The organism is Pseudomonas sp. MSSRFD41, from assembly GCF_014230245.1.
Lineage (GTDB): Bacteria > Pseudomonadota > Gammaproteobacteria > Pseudomonadales > Pseudomonadaceae > Aquipseudomonas > Aquipseudomonas piscis.
On the sequence record NZ_JACKZK010000015.1, the window covers coordinates 151331 to 169243 of the forward strand.

Consider the following 17913-nt stretch of genomic DNA (forward strand, 5'->3'; position numbering starts at 1 on the left):
CACAAGCCGCCCTGCGCGGCTTGTGGATAACTCCCGAAACAGCCCGGGCTTGAGCGGTTCCACCGCAGCCTATCGACGCCGCAGCGCGGTAGCTTTTTTGTCATAATCGGTTGTTACCGTGCCTGCGAAATACTTTGTAACGATTACTCGAACAGACGAGCAAGGAGCCGCCATGAGCGACGATACCGACCCGCGCGACACCCAAGAGAACGCTGCCCAGCCCCCCACAGGTACCAGCCGTCGGCGCTTCTTGGGCGGGGCCGCGGTGCTGGGCGTCGGTGCCACCCTGGCGGCTTGCGGCAAGGCCGGGGATACCCAGTGCCAGCCCGATGATCGCCCCCTGTCGCCCACCGAGCTGGACAAGGCCCTGCGCGAGCAAGTGAAGAACGTGGTGGTGATCTTCGCCGAGAACCGCAGCTTCAATAACCTGTTCGCCAACTTCCCGGGTGTGGAACAACCGCTGTCGGCGCTCAAGCCCGAGGCCTACCAGCAACGTGACCGTGATGGCAGCCTGCTGAGCAAACTGCCGCCGATCTGGGGCGGTATCTTGCAGGTGGGTCCGCAAACACTGGATGGCGTCACCTACCCGGTGGAAACCCAGTTCCAGGAAAACCTGCCCAACGCGCCGTTCGCCCTCAAGGGCCCCGATGGCGAAGACCTGCCCCTGGGCCTGGTGACTCGCGACCTGTGGCACGTGTTCTACCAGAACCAGATGCAGATCAACGGCGGCAAGAATGATGGCTTCGTCGCCTGGGCCGACTCCGGGGCCCTGACCATGGGCCACTACGCCCAGACCCGCTATTCCCTGCGCCTGTGGGACGTGGCCCGGGAGTTCGTGCTCTGCGACAACTTCTTCCAGGGCGCCTTCGGCGGCTCGTTCCTCAACCACCAGTACCTGATCAGCGCCAAGGTGCCGTTCTACCCGGACGCCGCCAACTCGGTGGCCAAGTCGCAAATCGCCACCTTGCAGGGCGACGACCCCAAGGGCACCCGCCTCAAGCCTCTGGAAAAATCCCCGGCCAGTGCCATGGACGGTGCGCCGCAATTCGGACCCAGTGCACTCACTCCGGATGGCTACGCGGTCAATACCATGGCCCCGCCCTACTGGCCGACCTGGATCCGCGACCCGGACCGCCCGGACTACGCCAAGCCCGACCTGCCCAGCGTGCTGGTGCCCCAGACCCACGAGCATATCGGCGACAAGCTATCGAAGAAGAATGTCGACTGGGCCTGGTATGGCGGTGCCTGGCAGGCCACCATCGACCAGTTCAAGGACTCCAGCGGGATTCCCAAGATCCCCAACTTCCAGTACCACCACCAACCGTTCAACTACTTCCTGCGCCAGGGGCCGGAGAACCCCGGCGAACGGGCCAAGCGCCTGCGTGACGGTGGCTTGGGCGATGAGGCGAGCAGCAACAAGTTCTTCGCCGACGCCGAGGCCGGCAAACTGCCGGCGGTGACCTTCTACAAACCCCAGGGCAACCTCAACCTGCACGCCGGTTATGCCGATGTCGCCGCCGGCGACCGGCATATCGACCGGGCGCTGAAAGTGCTGCGCGAGAGCCCGCAGTGGAAAAACATGGTGGTGATCGTCACCGTCGACGAGAACGGCGGCTGGTGGGACCACGTGGCTCCGCCCCAGGGCGATCGTTGGGGCCCGGGTACACGGATTCCAGCGCTGGTGGTATCGCCGTTCGCCCGCAAGGGCACGGTGGACCATACGGTCTACGACACCGCCTCGATCCTGCGGCTGATCACCCGGGTCTTCCAACTGGAAACCCTGGATGGCATCAAGGAACGCGACGACGCCATGATCGCCCGTGGCCAGAAGCCCATGGGCGACCTGACTAACGCCCTGCACTTCAAGGCCTGACCCGCTCCACCGGCGCTCCGCCCGGGAGCGCCGACTCAGTTGGACTGGCCCCCGGAGCACCATTGCCGCCAACCAGGGGCGGCAATGGTTGGCGCGCCAGATAATAGCCAAGTGACATCATTTTCTTTACCCATTCCCCCGCCGGGTAATATCCTGCGCGCCTCTTGTTCGTTTCAGCCGTTTCCCCCCGCCAAGGAGTTCGTCGTCATGATCGTAGGCATCGACCTGGGAACCACCAACAGCCTGGTCGCGGTCTGGCGCGAAACATCCAGCGAGCTGGTGCCCAACGCCCTGGGGCAACTCCTGACGCCCAGCGTGGTGGGCCTGGACGACGAAGGCCGGGTCCTGGTAGGCCAGGCCGCCAAGGAACGCTTGCATACCCATCCGCACCTGACCACCGCGCTGTTCAAGCGCTACATGGGCAGCGCCACCGAAGTGCGCCTGGGCGAGCGCTCCTGGCGCCCGGAAGAACTGTCTGCGCTGGTGCTCAAGAGCCTCAAGGAGGACGTCGAACGCTCCTATGGCGAGCCGGTGGTCGAAGCCGTGATCAGCGTGCCGGCCTACTTCAGCGATGCCCAGCGCAAGGCCACGCGGATCGCTGGCGAGCTGGCCGGGCTCAAGGTCGAGAAGCTGGTCAACGAACCCACTGCTGCCGCCCTGGCCTACGGCCTGCACCAGCGTGACAAGGAAACCTCGTTCCTGGTCTTCGACCTGGGCGGCGGCACCTTCGACGTGTCGATCCTGGAACTGTTCGACGGGGTCATGGAAGTCCGCGCCAGCGCCGGCGACAACTTCCTCGGTGGCGAGGACTTCGACAGCCTGTTGCTGGAGCACTTTCTCGCACAACAGGCCCAGGCCCCGGACTTCCCCGAGCGCCAGAGCGTGCTCCAGGCCTTGCGCCGCGAGGCCGAGCGAGTGCGGCGGGCCCTGGGCCAGGACAGCAGCGCCGAATTCTGCTTGCGGGTGGACGGCCGGCAGTGGACCCACACCATCACCCAGGCCCAATTGGCAACGCTCTGCGCGCCCCTGCTGGAGCGCCTGCGCCTGCCCATCGAGCGGGCCCTGCGCGACGCGCGGATCCGGGTCAGCGACCTGGATGAAATCCTCCTGGTCGGTGGCGCCAGCCGCATGCCCCTGGTGCGCAAGCTGGCAGCCGGGCTGTTCGGTCGGTTTCCCTCGATCACCCTCGATCCGGACCAGGTGGTGGCCCAGGGCGCCGCGGTGCAGGCCGCGCTCAAGGCGCGCAGCCAGGCCCTGGAAGAAGTGGTGCTGACCGACGTCTGCTCCTACACCCTGGGTATCGAGACCACCCAGCAGCACGGCAAGCAGTTCGAAAGCGGGCACTACTTGCCGATCATCGAGCGCAACAGCGTGGTGCCGGTGAGCCGGGTCAAGTCCGTGCAGACCCTGCACGACAACCAGGACCATGTGCTGCTGAAGATCTTCCAGGGCGAGAGCCGCCTGGTGCGCGACAACGTCGCCCTGGGCCAGCTGGAAATCAAGGTGCCCAAGCGCCCGGCCGGGGAAGTCTCGCTGGATGTGCGCTTCACCTATGACATCAACGGCCTGCTGGAGGCCCAGGTGACCATTCCCCTGACCGGGGACTGCCACTCGCTGGTGATCGAGAACAACCCGGGCGTACTGACCCCGGAAGAAATCCAGGAACGCCTGCGGGCCCTGGCACAACTGAAGGTCCACCCCCGCGACCAGCAGGCCAATACCCTGCTCAGCGCTCGCCTGGAGCGTCTCTACCAGGAGAGCCTGGGGGAACTGCGCGAGCAGGTTGGCTACTGGGCCGGACAGTTCCAGCAGGTGCTGGACACCCAGGACGAGCGCCGGATCCGCGAACTGCGCAGCCAGCTCAACGAGCAACTGCAGCGCCTGGAAAACGGCCACTGGCACTAGGAGCCGCCCCATGGATTGCTGGTCGGTGCTGGGAGCGCCACAAGATGCCGATGAACGAGAGATCAAGCGCAGCTACGCCCGGCAGTTGAAGCGCGTGCGGCCCGACGCCGACGCGGAGGCTTTCCAGCGCTTGCGCGAGGCCTACGAACGGGCCCTGCAGCTGGCCCGCTGGCGAACCACCGAGGCGGTCGGCGAGGTGCAGCAGCCAGCAGCCGACAACCTGCGGCAATGGTCGGACCTGGTGGAGCTGGCCCCCTCGCCACTGCCCAGCCACGAGCCGATGCCCGTGCTGGCGCCGGTGCTGCGGTCGTTGCAGTACGGCCTGGATGCCGACAACCTGCCGCAGCGCTGGCGCCAGGCCCAAGAGCAGGACTGCACCGAACCTTTCCTCAAGCACCTGCTGGCAATCTGTTGCGACGCTCCCGGACGACACCTGGCGCTGATCGAATGGGCCGTGGCCAACCTGGACTGGCTGACGCCCTGGCAGCGCCCGTCCATGACGGCCTTGCAGGAAGGGGTACTGGTACAAGGCCTGTTGCAGCAATATCGCCGAGTGCTGGAAGAACTGCTGGTCGCCGGCCGGGAACGGCCGTTCCTGGAACGCCTGGGCGGCTACTGCGCACAGCCCTGGTTGCAGATCTTCGACCATCGCCAATCCTGGCAAGGCGAGGTCCTGGAACTGTTGCACCAGCAATCCTGGCAGGCGCCGGTGTTCGAAGGGGTATGCCAGCTGTTCGGCTGGGATGAAAAGCGCGGCGTCACCCCGGAACCCGACTGGATGTGGCGAGCGCTGGCCGAGCGCTACCAACAGGAGGCCTTCTACCAGAAGCTAGAGGCCGACGCCGCCAACAACGCGGACACCACGCCCCAGGCCGCAGCCGCGCGGCTGTTCCTGACCCCGCCGTCCCGGCGCCACCAGGTTGCCCTGGCCCGTCACTTCGAGAGCGAACACTGGCAGGCCTGCCTGGAACTGTCGCATACCTTGGCCTCGCGCTTCCCGGCCCTGGTGGAGCGCCTGCCCCACCACGACCTGTTGTTCTGGAGAAGCCTGGTTCCACGATTGCTCAGTGTGGACAACTGGATTCGTTGCAGTCTCGGCAGCGGCCTGGCCCTGGGCCTGTACTTCATGCCCAAGCCGGGCTACAGCCCTGAGCTGGCGCTGATGCTGGGCCTTGTCTGCAGTGCCATGCTGGGGGTCCTGGGGATCCTCCTGCTCAGCAATTGGCAGCAATTGATTGGCCATTTGCTATTACCGGACCTGTGGTTGACCGAGCGCCTGGTGCCCAAGCGCCTGAATCCAAGGTGCTACTGGCTCATCCTGCGCCACGGTGTGCCGCAGTTGGTGATGCTGGCGCTGTTCGGCTTCTGGCTCGGTCTGCTCGGAATGCTCGGCTACCTGGGCTTCACCCTGATCGGCTGGCTGCACTCGGGACGCATCGGCCAGGCGAACCCGCGGTTCCATGCCCGGCATCCGTGGCTGGGGGCGCTGCATTGGAATCACTTCAGCCCATGGCAGCCGGTGTACCTGCTGCTCATGGTGGTGCTCGTGCGCGCCTGCCAGGTCCATGGCCTGGGCTTTCCCCTGACCCGCCTGATCCCGGGCTAGGTGCCGACGACCGGCTGGATGGCAGGTATTTTTTCAGCGCCGGCTGTCGCTGTGCCCGGCGCTGTACCAGTATGTATTGCCCCCCTTGACGGGGTTCACGCTGAAAAGGATCTGAGCATGTTGAAACTCGCAGGACTGAGCCTCGCGCTGGCCGCCATTACGCTGAGCTCCACCACCATGGCCGATGTCGAGGTCGACCTGGGCAGCCCGCAACGGGTAACCCGGCTGTTCGCCTTTCCCAACAACTGCAACGTCATCTGCTATCGCGACTGGACCCTGGAACAGACGGTGGCGCACTACCTGACCCAGAGCGTGCAGCGCGATGGGTATGCCAACGCCAAGGTCAGCGTCAAGACCGCTGGCGACAAGGTCCTGGCCTCGTTCAGCGGGGTTCCGGCGGGCTACGGCAAGCCCCTGGGCGCCTTGCTGGATGCCGGCGACCTGGCCTACAAGGGCGCCAGCCAACTCAACAGCGACGGCAAGTGGGCCTACAGCTGGTACCTGTTCCTGCCGTTGGGCATGGCCCTGGAAAACCGCAAGAGCGTCGAGCTCCTGCACTTCCCGCCGGACTACTCCCTGACCCAGGCCCAGGACTACCTCGAATCGGCTACCACCGATCGCTGGGCCACCCTGCTCACCGCCAACGGCATCGCCGCCGCGCAGACCCCGGCCTACCAGACCATCGTCGACATCGCGCCGATCGCCGCGCCGTCCAATGCCGGCAAGGACCTGGAAGGCGTCTACGGCTACTTCAACAACTACCAGACCACCATGGTCAGGCAGGTCAGCCGGGGCAGCAGCGGCGCCGCCTTGCCGATGGTGGCCTTCGGCGCGCCGGTGCGCAGCTGGCTCAAGCAGCAGTACGGGGTGACGGTGAATGTGCTGGGCCTGGCGCAGATCAGCCCCAGTGCCGGGCTCAAGGTGCCGGTGCTGGGCTCCAACCACCCGAGCTACATCTGGTATGCGGCGGACCCGGCCAACTACGACGACGATGAAACCAAGGCCGATGCCGCGGGCTTGAAGGTGATGGGGCAGGATTTGAGCGCGGCCTGCTGGCAGGCGGGAATGGGCAGCAAGCCGGGTAGCGATGCGCAGGCGCAGTTGAACAGTTGCACCCAGACCTGGCAGGTGACGCAAAAGTCCAAGACCTGCGAGCTGTTCTACACCTCGATCCGCAAGCTGGACCAGCAGCAGGCGGCGGCCAAGTGCGCCAGCGCGGCGGTCAAGAGCCAGTTGCTGCAGCTCCAGTCCCCCGCACCGGCGCCCAGCACCGAAGTGCCACACCTGTGAGGTCGCGCCGGCGTCGGCCCGAACCGGGCCGGCGCTCGCGCTTGAGGTGCCTCAGGGCGAGCCCACCGGGCGCAGGCGGTACTGCGGCGGCAACTGCTCGGGGCCGCTGATGGTGGTATTCAGGCTCTTCCAGCGGCCGTCCTTGATCCCGTAGATGCAGCCGTGGATCGACAGGCTCTGCCCGCGATGCCAGGCGTTCTGCACGATGCTGGTGTGACCGACGTTGGCCACTTGCTGGATCACGTTGAGTTCGCACAGGCGGTCGACCCGTTCCTCTTCCGTGGCCAGGGCCCCCAGCGCGTCACGGTGCTCGTAGTAGAGGTCGCGGATCGAACGCAGCCAACCGTCGATCAAGCCCAGCTGGCGGTCCTGCATCGAGGCCCGCACACCGCCGCAGCCATAGTGGCCGGTGACCAGGATGTGCTTGACCTTGAGTACGTCCACCGCGTACTGGATCACCGACAGGCAGTTGAGGTCGGTGTGCAGCACCACATTGGCCACGTTACGGTGGACGAACAGGTCGCCCGGCAACATGCCGACAATCTCGTTGGCCGGCACCCGTGCATCCGAACAGCCGATCCACAGGTACTCCGGGGTCTGCTGGCGGGCCAGCTTGGAGAAGAACTCCGGATCCTGCTGCTTGATCGCTTCGGCCCAACGCTCGTTGTTATCAATCAGGTCTTGTAGTTCGTTCATGCTGTGAAGCCTCAGGAATGATGCGCAGGTTTGACAGACGACCTCCGGCCGGGGTCACGCCCGATGCGGCAGATACCGGTCATCCCATGCGGGGGAATCTTCGCCAAGGGTGCCGGTCCACCCCTACAAGCCCCTGAAGTTCGAGGACCTTCCATGACTGAACCACGACGCCCCTACAACGAGCCCCAACCCGAGCCCATCGACGACGACCAGGATCGCATGGGCTCCATGGAGGAACTGCATTTCGATGACCAGGCCCCGGTGGCTGGCAGCGACGGCCCGGCCACCGAGGACGGGTCCACTGCTAACGACTTGAGCCCGGAGATCCTGACGCCGGAGGATGGCGCCCGCTCCGTCCGGGAGAAAGGGGCCAGCCGCCCCGCCGATTGGGACCTGAGCATCGTCGACGATGCTCAGATCGGTGGTGGCTCGGGCCAGGATGAAGCCGAGTTGGCCAGGCGCAAGCCACTGGATCGCCAGCGCTGAGGAAAGCGCTGGCCTGGCGCGGCTCAATCCACCAGGGTACAGGCCATGACCAGCGCGTCTTCGCGCCCGCCCACCGCCGGGTAGTAGTCGCGGCGGCGCCCGACCTCGTTGAAGCCGTAGCGCTCGTACAACCGATAAGCGGTCTGGTTGCTGGAGCGCACTTCCAGGAAGCATTCCCGGGCGTCCTTCTGGTAAGCGCGTTTCATCAACGCCTCCAGCAACTGCAGGCCCAAACCGCGGCCCTGGTTTTCCGGCTTGACCGTGATGTTCAACAGGTGGGCCTCGTCGATGATCACCTGGATCACCCCGTGCCCCACTTGCTGGCTGCCTTCGAACATCAGCCAGACTTCATAGGATTTGAAAGCGTCCATGAAGATGCCGCGGGTCCAGGGGTGGCTGAACGCGGCATATTCGATCTTCAGGATGGCATCCAGGTCCGCCTCGGTGGCCAGGCGGAAGGTCAACGCGTCACTCATCGCTACTCTTACTCATCATTGCTTTTCCAGCGCGCCATCAACCGGCGCATGGCTTGCCAGACATCGGCCTTGCGCTGTGGCTCTTCCATCAACAACTCCAGCCCGGGCAAGGCCCAGGCCGAACCCAGGCCTTCGACCTCCAGTTCGCGATTGTAGGCCTCGGCATCGGCCTCGCCGGCAAAACGTATGGCCGGCAGGCCCACCAGCCACAGGCAGGCACAGGGTTGTTCTTCGACCCGCATGCCGACGAAGGCCTGGACGAAATCCCGTGCGGCCTCGGGTCCCTGGTCCAGGTTGCCACGGGTCAGGCGCGGCCAGCGCACCGGCTCGGCGAGGATCTGCGGGCTGTCCGGCAGGCCGGCGGCGCGCAGCATGTCCTTGAGCAACAGGTAGGCCGGGTCGCGGCTCTGGAACGCCTCGCCGGTGGGCAGCTCCACCAGCAACAGGCAACAGCCGGCCCGCAGCAGTTGCAGGGCGAAGCGCGGCGGTGGGACCACCGGCGCCTTGACCACGGGGGCGGCTTCCTCATCCTCGACCACAGGCTTGGCGGCCGGGCGGGCAGAGGCCGCAGCCGGGCGCGGCACTTCGATTTTCGGCCGTTCGACACTGCGCGTCACCGGGGCCGCCGCGACTTGGGCCTCGACGACGGGCGCAGGCGGCGCCTCCACCACCGGCTCCGGCAAAACCAGCAGTTCGGGGCGCGAGGGGGCGGCAAAGGGCAATTCGCTGCGCGGCAACCAGCTGACCACCTGCATGGCGGACAGATAAGCGCGACGACGGGACTCGATAAGCAAGGGTCGGCCACTTGTGGATAACTGAGGTGGGGGATTCTACCGTCCTTCGCCGAAGATCGCCCGCAGTTGATGCAGCGCAAAAGCGACAGTCCGTCTCCTTAACTGGATGCAGGGTGAATCGCCAGCCCCCTGATGCAGTACAATCGCCGCTTTTCATTTGCCAACCAGCCGGCCATTCCGATGATCGAACCCAAGCGCGTGTTGCGCGCCCTCGCCGAACACTGGGCACTTCTGGAGCCACTGTGCGAGCACTTCGACCAAGGCACCCTGAGTCTTGCCGAACTGCGTTCACAACTGGCCACCCAGCAACTGGACAGTACGCCCCAGGACATCACCAACCTGCTGGACGTATGGATACGCCTGGACATCCTGGTCCCGGTGGCGAAAAGCCCGAACCGCTTCGAGCTCAACGCGCAGATCCACGACTTCCTCGCCTACCTGCGGCGTGAACACCGCCTGGGCCTGTGCCTGGAGATCGAAGCCTACCTGCGCCACCTGGAGCGCCTGGCAGGCTACATCCAGGATGCCTTCGAGATCCGCGACGGCCACGACCTGGCGCGCCAGCTGCGCCTGCTGGACATGCGCGTACGCGATGTCCTGAAGAAACTCGCCAACGACGAACAGGCCCTGGTGGCGGTGGCCGAACGGGCCAAGACCAGCGACCGGCAGATCCCCCTGCGCCAGCGCTACGCCGAGGTGCTGGCCACCTGGGACGAATACGTCGAGCCGATGATCCAGCTGGTGAACGCCGACGGCGCCTTCGAGCAGGGCGTGCGCAAGGTGGAGAACGTGCTGCTGCGCATGCTCACCGAACAGCAGCGCCTGGGCCACCTGGTGGACGACGACATGCTGCTGCGCACCCACGCGCGGATCCTGGAGATGCAGACCAGCGCCCAGCTGACCCTGCGCCATGCCCGGGAACTGCTGCTGCCGCTGCGCGAGGAGGCCCGCCGGCACAACGCCGTGACCCGTGGCGCGGCCCTGGCCCTGTCGGTCATCCGCCGCAAGGGCATCGATGCGGTGCCCCAGGCGGCGATGCCGATGTTCACCCGCCCGCAGAGTACCTTCCTCGGCAGCTCCGGCCAGGTGGAGGCCTATGTCTACGCCCTGGCCCGCTTCGAGCCCAAGCCGGCGCGCTTCCCCAAGGCCCACAAGACCCACAAGGGCCTGGCCCCAAAGGCGCCGCGCACGGTCCGGGAAATGCTTGAGCGTTGCGAGAACGCCCTGCCGATGCCGGACCTGATGAGCTGGCTGCTGGACCAGGAACCGGACGGCGCCACCGACGAGCTGCTGTACTGGTTCTCCCGCCTGTCCCGGGAAAAACGCTTCAAGCGCGAGCGTCTCGAACGCCGCGAATACCACACCCAGGAGCACCAGGTCAGCCTGCGCTCCTTCGCCCTGCTCTCGGCTCGCGACGACCAGCCCGAGCAAACTGCGAGTAATGCCAATGCATCTTGATCTTTCCGAACTGTCCCAGCTGGCGCCGATCTTCCGCGAGCTGTTCAAGGGCTACCACGTCAGCCGCCGCGATCCGGAGCTGTACGCGCAACTGTCGAACTTCCAGGACCAGTACCGCACCCTGTTCAAGGCCCTGGGCTTCGAGCTGGTGTGCGATACCCGCGGCTTCTATTACTTCGTGCCGGAAAACGCCGCGGCGCAGGTGAACAAGACCGCCCAACGCCTGGCGCTGTTCACCTTCATCCTGGTGGAGCACCTGGCCGACCAGGGCCGCGACCCGATCGCCGTGCTCGACGGCGGCAGCCTGGGCCGCGACGAGCTGCCCTCGCTGCTGGACAAGTACCGCGACCTGTTCATCCAGGCCGAGGTCCAGACCCAGGAAGAACTGGAAGAGAAGATCATGCGCCGCATGACCCAACTGGGCTTCGCCCTGGAGGAACCGGGGATCTACCGCTTCCTGCCGCCGATGCACCGCTTCCTCGACGTCTGCCTGTCGGTACAGCAAGACCGCGACCTGGCGGCCAGCCTGCACAGCGTGCTGCCATTGCCGACCCCGGTGCTGGTGGACGAGGACAGCGACGAGAAACTGCTGCAAACCGATGACCCGCTGGACCTGAGCGAATTCGACGAGTCCGAGGAAAGTGAAGAAGACGCGCTGGCCCGGGCCATCGCCGAAGAACAGGAGCTCGACGCATGAGCAAGGAACGCTACGGCATCCGCCGCTTTGCCCTTTTGAACACCGCTGGCTACAGCCTGGGCCTGTTCCCCCTGGAAGAGCCGCTGTCGGTCTACGGCGCGAACAACCTGGGCAAGTCGGCGTCGATCAACGCCCTGCAATTCCCGATCCTGGCGCGCATGTCGGACATGAGCTTCGGCAAGTACAGCCTGGAGCAGTCGCGGCGCTTCTACTTCGCCTCCGACACCAGCTATATCCTGGTGGAAGTCTCGCTGCCCCACGGCCCCCACGTCATCGGCGTGTCGGGACGCGGCCCGGGTGGTGGCTTCGGCCACCAGTTCTTCGCCTACGCCGGGCAACTGGACCTGGCCCACTACCAGAAGGACGACACCTGCCTGCGGCAAAAAGAGCTGTTCACCAACCTGGAGCGCCATGGCCTGAAGGCCTACGAGCTCAAGCCCGATGAACTGCGGCGCCTGCTGGTCGGTGGCCACACCTCGATCCCGCTGGACCTGACGCTGATCCCGCTGCGCTCCACCAGCGAGCAGAGCCTGAAGACCTTCCGCGCGCTGTTCATCAACCTGCTGCACATGCGCGAGATCACCGCGGCCAAGCTCAAGCAGCTGTTCCTCGATGCCTTCGAGCACAGCCTGCGCTCGGGCAGTGTCGACTACATCGCCGCCTGCGACGAGGCGTTCCGCGATGTGCGGCGCATGGAGCAGGACTACAACTCGCTGGTGGCCGCCGGCCCGCTGGTCGAGGCCCTGGCCAGCGGCGTGAAGCAACGGGACATCCTGCGCGGCAAGCTGCATCGCCTGTCGCCGCTGCTGGACTCGCTGCTGGGCACCTGGTCGGACTACGCCAGTGCGCGCAAGGAAGAGCTGACCATCCAGGCCGAGCACTACCGCAACGAGCAGGACGCCCTGCAGAACGACCAGCGCAACAGCACCCAGGAAATGATGCGCCTGGAGCGGGAAATCACCGGCACCCAGCGCTGGCTGGGCGAGCTGTCGGTGCTCAAGCACCGCTTCGCCCTGGTGGATGACGTCAAGGTCCTGGAGCAGCAACTGCTGGCGGCCAAGGATGCCCACGACGAACTGGCCGGCGCCTTGGCCCAGTCCCGGCAGTTCTCCGCCGAAGACCTGGAAGAGCGCCTGCGCGACCTGGAAAAACGCCTGAAGTCGGTGAAGCAGCAGCTCGACCACGCCGATAACAACAGCTACGCCCGCCTGCGCGAGGAGTTCTCCCAGCAAGATGTGGAACGCCTGATGCGCCTGTTCAACAGCGCGCTGTTCAGCCTGCCCCTGGGCGAGCACGGCATCGCCCTGGACGACAATGGCGACTGGGTGAAGTCCGTGGAGCTGATCCTCGATGGCTTCAAGGGCGAGCGTTTCGAAGTGCCGGGGCTGTCCATCGACATCTCCCATATCGAACCACCGGCGCTGCAGGCCCTGGCCGACCGCGCGGCCCTGCGCGACCAGAAGGAGCGCCTGGAGAAGGAGCTCAAGCAGCTCAAGACCCAGGCCGCCGTGGCTGCCGACCGCGCCGCGAGCAAGACCCAGACCGAAGCCCTGTACCAGCAGGTACTGGATGCGCAGAAAGCCCTGGAAGACTTCCGCCGGACCCAGACCCTGAGCGCCGAGGAAGGCGAGAAGCTGGAGCAGCTGGCACAGATGGAAGCTGCCCAGGACGAACTCAAGCGCTCCAGCGATGCCTTCACCGAGCGCGTCCAGCAACTGTCGGCCAAGCTGCAACTGGTGGGTCGCCAGATCAGCGACATGGAAGCCAAGCAGCGCACCCTCGACGACGCCCTGCGCCGTCGCCAGCTGCTGCCGGCGGACCTGCCGTTCGGTACACCGTTCATGGACCCGGTGGACGACTCCATGGACAACCTGCTGCCGTTGCTCAACGACTATCAGGACAGCTGGCAGGGCCTGCAGCGGGTCGATGGCCAGATCGAAGCACTGTATGCCCAGGTGCGCCTCAAGGGCGTGGCCAAGTTCGACAGCGAGGATGATGTCGAGCGTCGCCTGCAACTGCTGATCAACGCCTATTCGCACCGCACCGAAGAAGCCCTGACCCTGGGCAAGGCCCGCCGGGCGGCGGTCACCGACATCGCCCGGACCCTGCGCAACATCCGCAGCGACTACGACAGCCTGGAACACCAGCTGGCGCTGTTCAACCGCGAGATCAACAAGCGCCAGGTTTCCAACCTGCAGAGCTTCCGCATCGTCCTGGCGCCGAACAAGGAAGCGCTCAAGCACATCGACCAGATCATCCACAGCGCCGGCCAGTACGAGGAAGGCGAGACCCTGTCGGTGTTCGACCTGAGCCAGAGCGCCGAGCAGGACAACAAGAACGAAGAGGCCAAGGAGTACCTGGCGCGGCTGGTGGCGGCCAACCACAACCAGCTGGGCCTGAAGGACCTGTTCGAGCTGGCGTTCGAAATCACCAAGGTCAACGGCCAGCCGGTGATCCATACCGACATCGATGGCGCGGCGTCCAACGGCACCACCATGACCATCAAGGCGCTGACCAACATGTACCTGTTGCTGCACTTGATGGACCGCGACCAGGCCGGGCGTATTCGCCTGCCCTACTACCTCGACGAGGCGGCGGACATCGACGAGCGCAACCAGGCGGCGCTGCTCGAGACCAGCCTGCAACTGGGCTTCGTGCCGATCCTGGCCAGTGTCAAGCCGCAGGTTTCGGCCCAGGTGGCCATCGACCTGGAAGGCGGTAGCGGCCCGAACGGCATCTATATCGATGAAGCGGACTGGAAGTTCATCCGGCGCCACGACCAGGTCAAGGCGGTGATGAACGAACAAGCCCTGGATGAAGCCCAGGCGGCATTGGACGAAGCCTGATTTCCCTGCGCTGAAACACAAAGGCCGCCCTCTTGCGAGGGCGGCCTTTTTTGTTGGTTCGGCGCTAGCGCGTCACCGGGACCGCGGGTTGCTTGCCTAGGGGAATCTTCGGCGCCCAGGTCAGCCATTCGTCTTCGAACTGGTCGAACAGCGGAAAAGTCTGCTCGGGTCGCGCCGGGTTACCCATGCGCTCGCCCTCCGGGGTGGCGAAGGCGATGCCGCCCTGGATCAGGGTCTCGAGGGATTCAGTACGCACGGTTGCGCCCTTGAACAAGCCGAAATCCACGCCAAAGCCGCTGCTGTTCCAGAAGCGCGTGCCACCGCGTACTAATGGCGCGTACTTGGGCTCGATGAGGATATGAATCAGGACTCGATCAGCCGTTTGCCCCAGCTCGTAGCCGGTGACCTTGCCCACCGTTATCTCGCGGTAGGTCACTGGCACGCCGATCTTCAGCGATCCACGCCGGGCAGCGCTCAGCACCAGGCTCAAGCCGGGCTCCTGGACACTGGCGTGTGGCGGCTGCGGCAGGGCCACGAAGCTGGTTTGCGCGCCGAGGTTTTTCTCGGGCGGCTGGACCTCGATGTACTGGCCGGTGACCAGGGTCTCCAGGTTCGAGGTCTTCATCAAACCCAACTCGGGCTTGACCACCCAGAACTGGCTGCCAACCCGCGCGATACGCTCGGGCACCTCGGTGATCCGCGCCTTGAGCATCACAGACTGCATATCGGGGCTGAGGGTGACTTGCTCGAGCTTGCCCACATCCAGGCCCTTGAAGCGCACCGGAGTGCCGGCGCGCAGGCCATCGGCGCGATCGACCTTGATCTGCACCACGATGCCGCGCTGCGCTGCCTCTTCCTGGTTGGCGAACAGGCGGAACCGCGGGATGCGCTTTTTCAGCGGCACGTCGGGTATTGGCGTATCGAAGGCGATGCCGCCGGCCATCAAGCTTTGCAACGATTCGCTCTTGATCTGGATACCGCCGGTCAGCCCTCCGGTAAGGGTGATGCCGCTGACGTTCCAGAAGCGGGTCGAACCGTTGACCAGTTTCTCGTACTCCTTCTCGATGTGAACGCCGATCACCAGCTGCTTACGGGTATGGGAGAACTGGTAGCTCTGCACGGCTCCGACCTTGACCTGTTTGTAGAGGATGGGGCTGCCGACCTCCAGGGAACCGAGATTGTCGGTGAACAGCACCATATGCAGGCCCGGTGTGCGCAAGTCCAGCGGTGGTGCCTTGGCCCGTGCCTCGAATTCACGCTGCGGCGCCGCGCCTTTGTCGCCCGGGCGGACGGCGATGTAGTTGCCCTTGAGCAGGGCCTCCAGGCCGGTGATGCCCGCCAGGGTGATGGATGGCTTGACGGTCCAGAACTGGGTGCCCTGCACCAGGTAGTCTTCGGCCAGCGGGTCGAGGGTCAGTTCGGCGGTGGCACTGGTCAGGTCGGCATCGACTTTCAGGGCTTTCAGGCTGCCAACCTGGATGCCCTTGTACATCACTGGCGTGTGTCCGGCCTGCAGGCCTTCGAAATCGCTGAGCTTGACCTTGACCCGGATCCCCGCCTGGGCGGCGTCGAAGTCTTCGTAGAGGCGGAACGGCAGGTTCGGGTCGGTCGGCGGGCTGTCCTTGCGGTTTTCCGGAGTGGCGAAGGCAATGCCGCCAGCGACGATGCTGGCCAGGGATTCGCTGCGGACCTTCAGACCGCTCAGGTTGGCGTCGACGCTGATGCCGCTGGCGTTCCAGAAGCGTGTGTGCTTGCGCACCAGGCTGGCGTAGGTCGGCTCGATGTAGACCTTGAGTTCGACAGTGCTCTGGTCTTCGGAGAGCAGATAGCTCTTGATCTGCCCGACCTGGATCTGTTTGTAGAACACCGGGCTGCCACGGGTCAGCGAGCCCAGGCGCTCGGCCTTGATGGTCAGGTGCAGGCCGGGCTTGGCATCGGACAGGGGGGGCTCTTCGACCAGCGCGGTGAACTTGCGGGTCGGCTCTCCACCTTCTCCCGGGCTCACGGCGATGTAGTTGCCCGAGACCAGGGTTTCCAGGCCAGTGATACCGGCCAGGCTGACGCTAGGCTTGACCAGCCAGAAGCGCGTGTTGGTCTTCAGGTACTGCTCGACATCCTTGCTCATCTCGACGGTGGCGACCACGCCCTTGGAGCTGCCCTCGTCATCCAGTTCCAGGGACTTGACCTTGCCCACGGGCATGCCCTTGTAGAACACCTCGGTCTTGTTGGCCTGGACGCCTTCGCCGCTTTCAAAGCGCAGCTGGATCAGGATCCCGGTCTCGCTGTAGGCGCGCCAGCCCAGCCAGCCACCAATGACCAGGGCGATCAGGGGCAGCACCCAGATGGCCGACCAATTGGAAGCCGGTCGGGTTTTGGCAGTAGGCAAATCACTCATGGTCGTCGTCCGACTCCGTGTTGTCCCAGATCAGTCGGGGATCGAAGGTTATCGCAGCCATCATGGTGAGGATCACCACGCTGGCAAAGGCGACCGCACCGAGGTTGGCTTCGATGCTGGCCAGCCGGCCAAAGTTGACCACCGCCACCAGGATGGCGATGACGAAAATATCCAGCATCGACCAGCGGCCGATGAATTCGATGAAGCGATACATGACGATCCGCTGCCTAGCCGACAGCGGTTGGTGGCGTTGCACCGAGAACAGCAGCAAGGCGATACCCACCAGCTTGAAGGTCGGCACCAGGATGCTGGCGACGAATACCACCGCGGCGATGGGGATCATGCCGTGCTGCACTAACTGGATGACACCCGACATGATGGTGCTGGGGCTGCCTTGGCCCAGGGCACTGACCGTCATGATCGGCAGGACGTTGGCCGGGATATAGAGGATTGCAGCCGTGATCAGCAGTGCCCAGGTCCGCAGGATGCTGTTGGGACGACGGGCATGGACCTTGGCTCCACAACGTGTGCAGGACTGGCTGTGACTGTCGGCCTGCTGCCGGTTCAACTCATGGCATTCGGTACAAATCAGGATGCCCGCATCAATCGCCCGCATGCACGTCTTCTCCGGATAACGCCTGCCAGACCTGGTGTGGCGACATCACCACTTCCAGCCAGACCTGGATCAACAGCAACGCGATAAAGCACACCAGGCCCAGGCCCACGGTAATGGACGCCATGTCGGCCAGCTTGACGATGGCCACCAGCACGCCCATGAGGTAGACCTCGAGCATGCCCCAATCGCGCAAGTGGTGATAAATACGATAGAGCAACAGACCGTAGCTTCGACCGATGCACCAGCGAATGCTCAACAGGACCAACAACTGGCAGATCAGCTTCAACAACGGGATGCCCATGCTGCAGAGGAACACCACCACCGCCACGCCTTGCATGCCCGTGTCGAACAGCCCTAGAACTCCACTCCAGACCGTATCGTCGGAAGACTGCCCCATGAGATCGAGCTGCATGATGGGCAGGAAATTGGCCGGCACATAAAGCAGCAAGGCGGCGATCACCAGGGCCAGGCTGCGTTGGACGACGTTGTGCCGGTGGGCATACAACTCGTAGCCGCAACGCGGGCACTGGGCTTTTTCGCCAGGGGCGAGTCTTGGCTTGCGCATCAGCAAGTCGCACTCATGGCAGGCGACCAGATCATCCAGCGGCAATTCCGACACCCCGGGGGTATCAACCGGATCCAGCATAGAGGGCTCGGGAACGGGGGGAAAATAGCCACTATTCTAGTGTTCCGATTCGAAAATAACTGTGCAAATTTGTCCTCGAATCGGAATATTTTTCCCCCGCGCAAAGACAAAACCCCAACTGCTTTCGCA

14 protein-coding genes are annotated in these 17913 nt (G+C 64.7%); 8 read left to right on the forward strand and 6 right to left on the reverse strand.

All coding sequences use genetic code 11. The features are described from left to right. Positions 1–172: 172 nt before the first annotated feature. The 4 genes from acpA (at position 173) to H7A76_RS21815 (ending at position 6674) form a co-directional block, all read left to right on the forward strand. On the forward strand, positions 173–1873 hold the full coding sequence (gene acpA / locus H7A76_RS21800; protein WP_185700413.1) for an acid phosphatase: 1701 nt from the start codon (positions 173–175) through the stop codon (positions 1871–1873). A 207-nt stretch (positions 1874–2080) separates the two neighbouring features. Then, complete coding sequence (locus H7A76_RS21805) at positions 2081–3778, forward strand: molecular chaperone HscC (RefSeq protein ID WP_185700414.1); 1698 nt, start codon at positions 2081–2083, stop codon at positions 3776–3778. Positions 3779–3788: 10 nt separating this feature from the next. After that, positions 3789–5384, forward strand: coding sequence for a J domain-containing protein (locus H7A76_RS21810; RefSeq protein WP_185700415.1), 1596 nt, complete (start codon positions 3789–3791; stop codon positions 5382–5384). Positions 5385–5501: 117 nt separating this feature from the next. Next, positions 5502–6674, forward strand: coding sequence for a hypothetical protein (locus tag H7A76_RS21815; RefSeq protein WP_185700416.1), 1173 nt, complete (start codon positions 5502–5504; stop codon positions 6672–6674). Between the two features lie 51 nt (positions 6675–6725). Here H7A76_RS21815 and can read toward each other — a convergent pair whose 3' ends face one another. After that, a complete protein-coding gene (gene can, locus H7A76_RS21820; protein ID WP_185700417.1) occupies positions 6726–7370 on the reverse strand; it encodes a carbonate dehydratase in 645 nt (214 codons plus the stop codon). A 153-nt stretch (positions 7371–7523) separates the two neighbouring features. Here can and H7A76_RS21825 point away from each other — a divergent pair, with 153 nt between their 5' ends. Continuing rightward, a complete protein-coding gene (locus tag H7A76_RS21825) occupies positions 7524–7856 on the forward strand; it encodes a serine kinase/phosphatase (protein WP_185700418.1) in 333 nt (110 codons plus the stop codon). 23 nt (positions 7857–7879) lie between these two features. Here H7A76_RS21825 and rimI read toward each other — a convergent pair whose 3' ends face one another. Together rimI and H7A76_RS21835 are read right to left on the reverse strand one after the other, a co-directional pair. Next, the gene (gene rimI, locus H7A76_RS21830) at positions 7880–8332 is read right to left on the reverse strand and encodes a ribosomal protein S18-alanine N-acetyltransferase (protein ID WP_185700419.1); all 453 of its coding nucleotides are present in this window, start codon (positions 8330–8332) and stop codon (positions 7880–7882) included. 8 nt (positions 8333–8340) lie between these two features. Beyond that, the gene (locus tag H7A76_RS21835) at positions 8341–9087 is read right to left on the reverse strand and encodes an energy transducer TonB (protein ID WP_185700428.1); all 747 of its coding nucleotides are present in this window, start codon (positions 9085–9087) and stop codon (positions 8341–8343) included. A gap of 219 nt (positions 9088–9306) precedes the next feature. Between H7A76_RS21835 and mksB the strand changes: the two genes are divergently transcribed. From mksB to mksF, 3 genes are read left to right on the forward strand one after another with little or no spacing between them, the layout of a single operon-like run. Next, the gene (mksB, locus tag H7A76_RS21840) at positions 9307–10584 is read left to right on the forward strand and encodes an Mks condensin complex protein MksB (protein ID WP_053132175.1); all 1278 of its coding nucleotides are present in this window, start codon (positions 9307–9309) and stop codon (positions 10582–10584) included. Continuing rightward, positions 10574–11281, forward strand: coding sequence for an Mks condensin complex protein MksE (mksE, locus tag H7A76_RS21845; RefSeq protein ID WP_053132143.1), 708 nt, complete (start codon positions 10574–10576; stop codon positions 11279–11281). The genes mksB and mksE overlap by 11 nt, the downstream gene beginning before the upstream one ends. Continuing rightward, positions 11278–14127, forward strand: a complete 2850-nt coding sequence (mksF, locus tag H7A76_RS21850) for an Mks condensin complex protein MksF (RefSeq protein ID WP_185700420.1) — start codon at positions 11278–11280, stop codon at positions 14125–14127. The genes mksE and mksF overlap by 4 nt, the downstream gene beginning before the upstream one ends. 64 nt (positions 14128–14191) lie before the next feature. Here the strand turns inward: mksF and H7A76_RS21855 are convergent, their stop codons facing one another. Genes H7A76_RS21855 through H7A76_RS21865 form a run of 3 tightly spaced genes read right to left on the reverse strand, consistent with a single transcriptional unit; the run spans position 14192 to position 17784 of the window. Then, positions 14192–16522, reverse strand: coding sequence for a PqiB family protein (locus H7A76_RS21855; protein WP_185700421.1), 2331 nt, complete (start codon positions 16520–16522; stop codon positions 14192–14194). After that, a complete protein-coding gene (locus tag H7A76_RS21860; protein ID WP_185700422.1) occupies positions 16515–17138 on the reverse strand; it encodes a paraquat-inducible protein A in 624 nt (207 codons plus the stop codon). Before H7A76_RS21860 ends, H7A76_RS21855 begins: the two co-directional genes overlap by 8 nt. Further along, a complete protein-coding gene (locus tag H7A76_RS21865) occupies positions 17125–17784 on the reverse strand; it encodes a paraquat-inducible protein A (RefSeq protein WP_185700423.1) in 660 nt (219 codons plus the stop codon). Before H7A76_RS21865 ends, H7A76_RS21860 begins: the two co-directional genes overlap by 14 nt. Positions 17785–17913 lie beyond the last annotated feature (129 nt).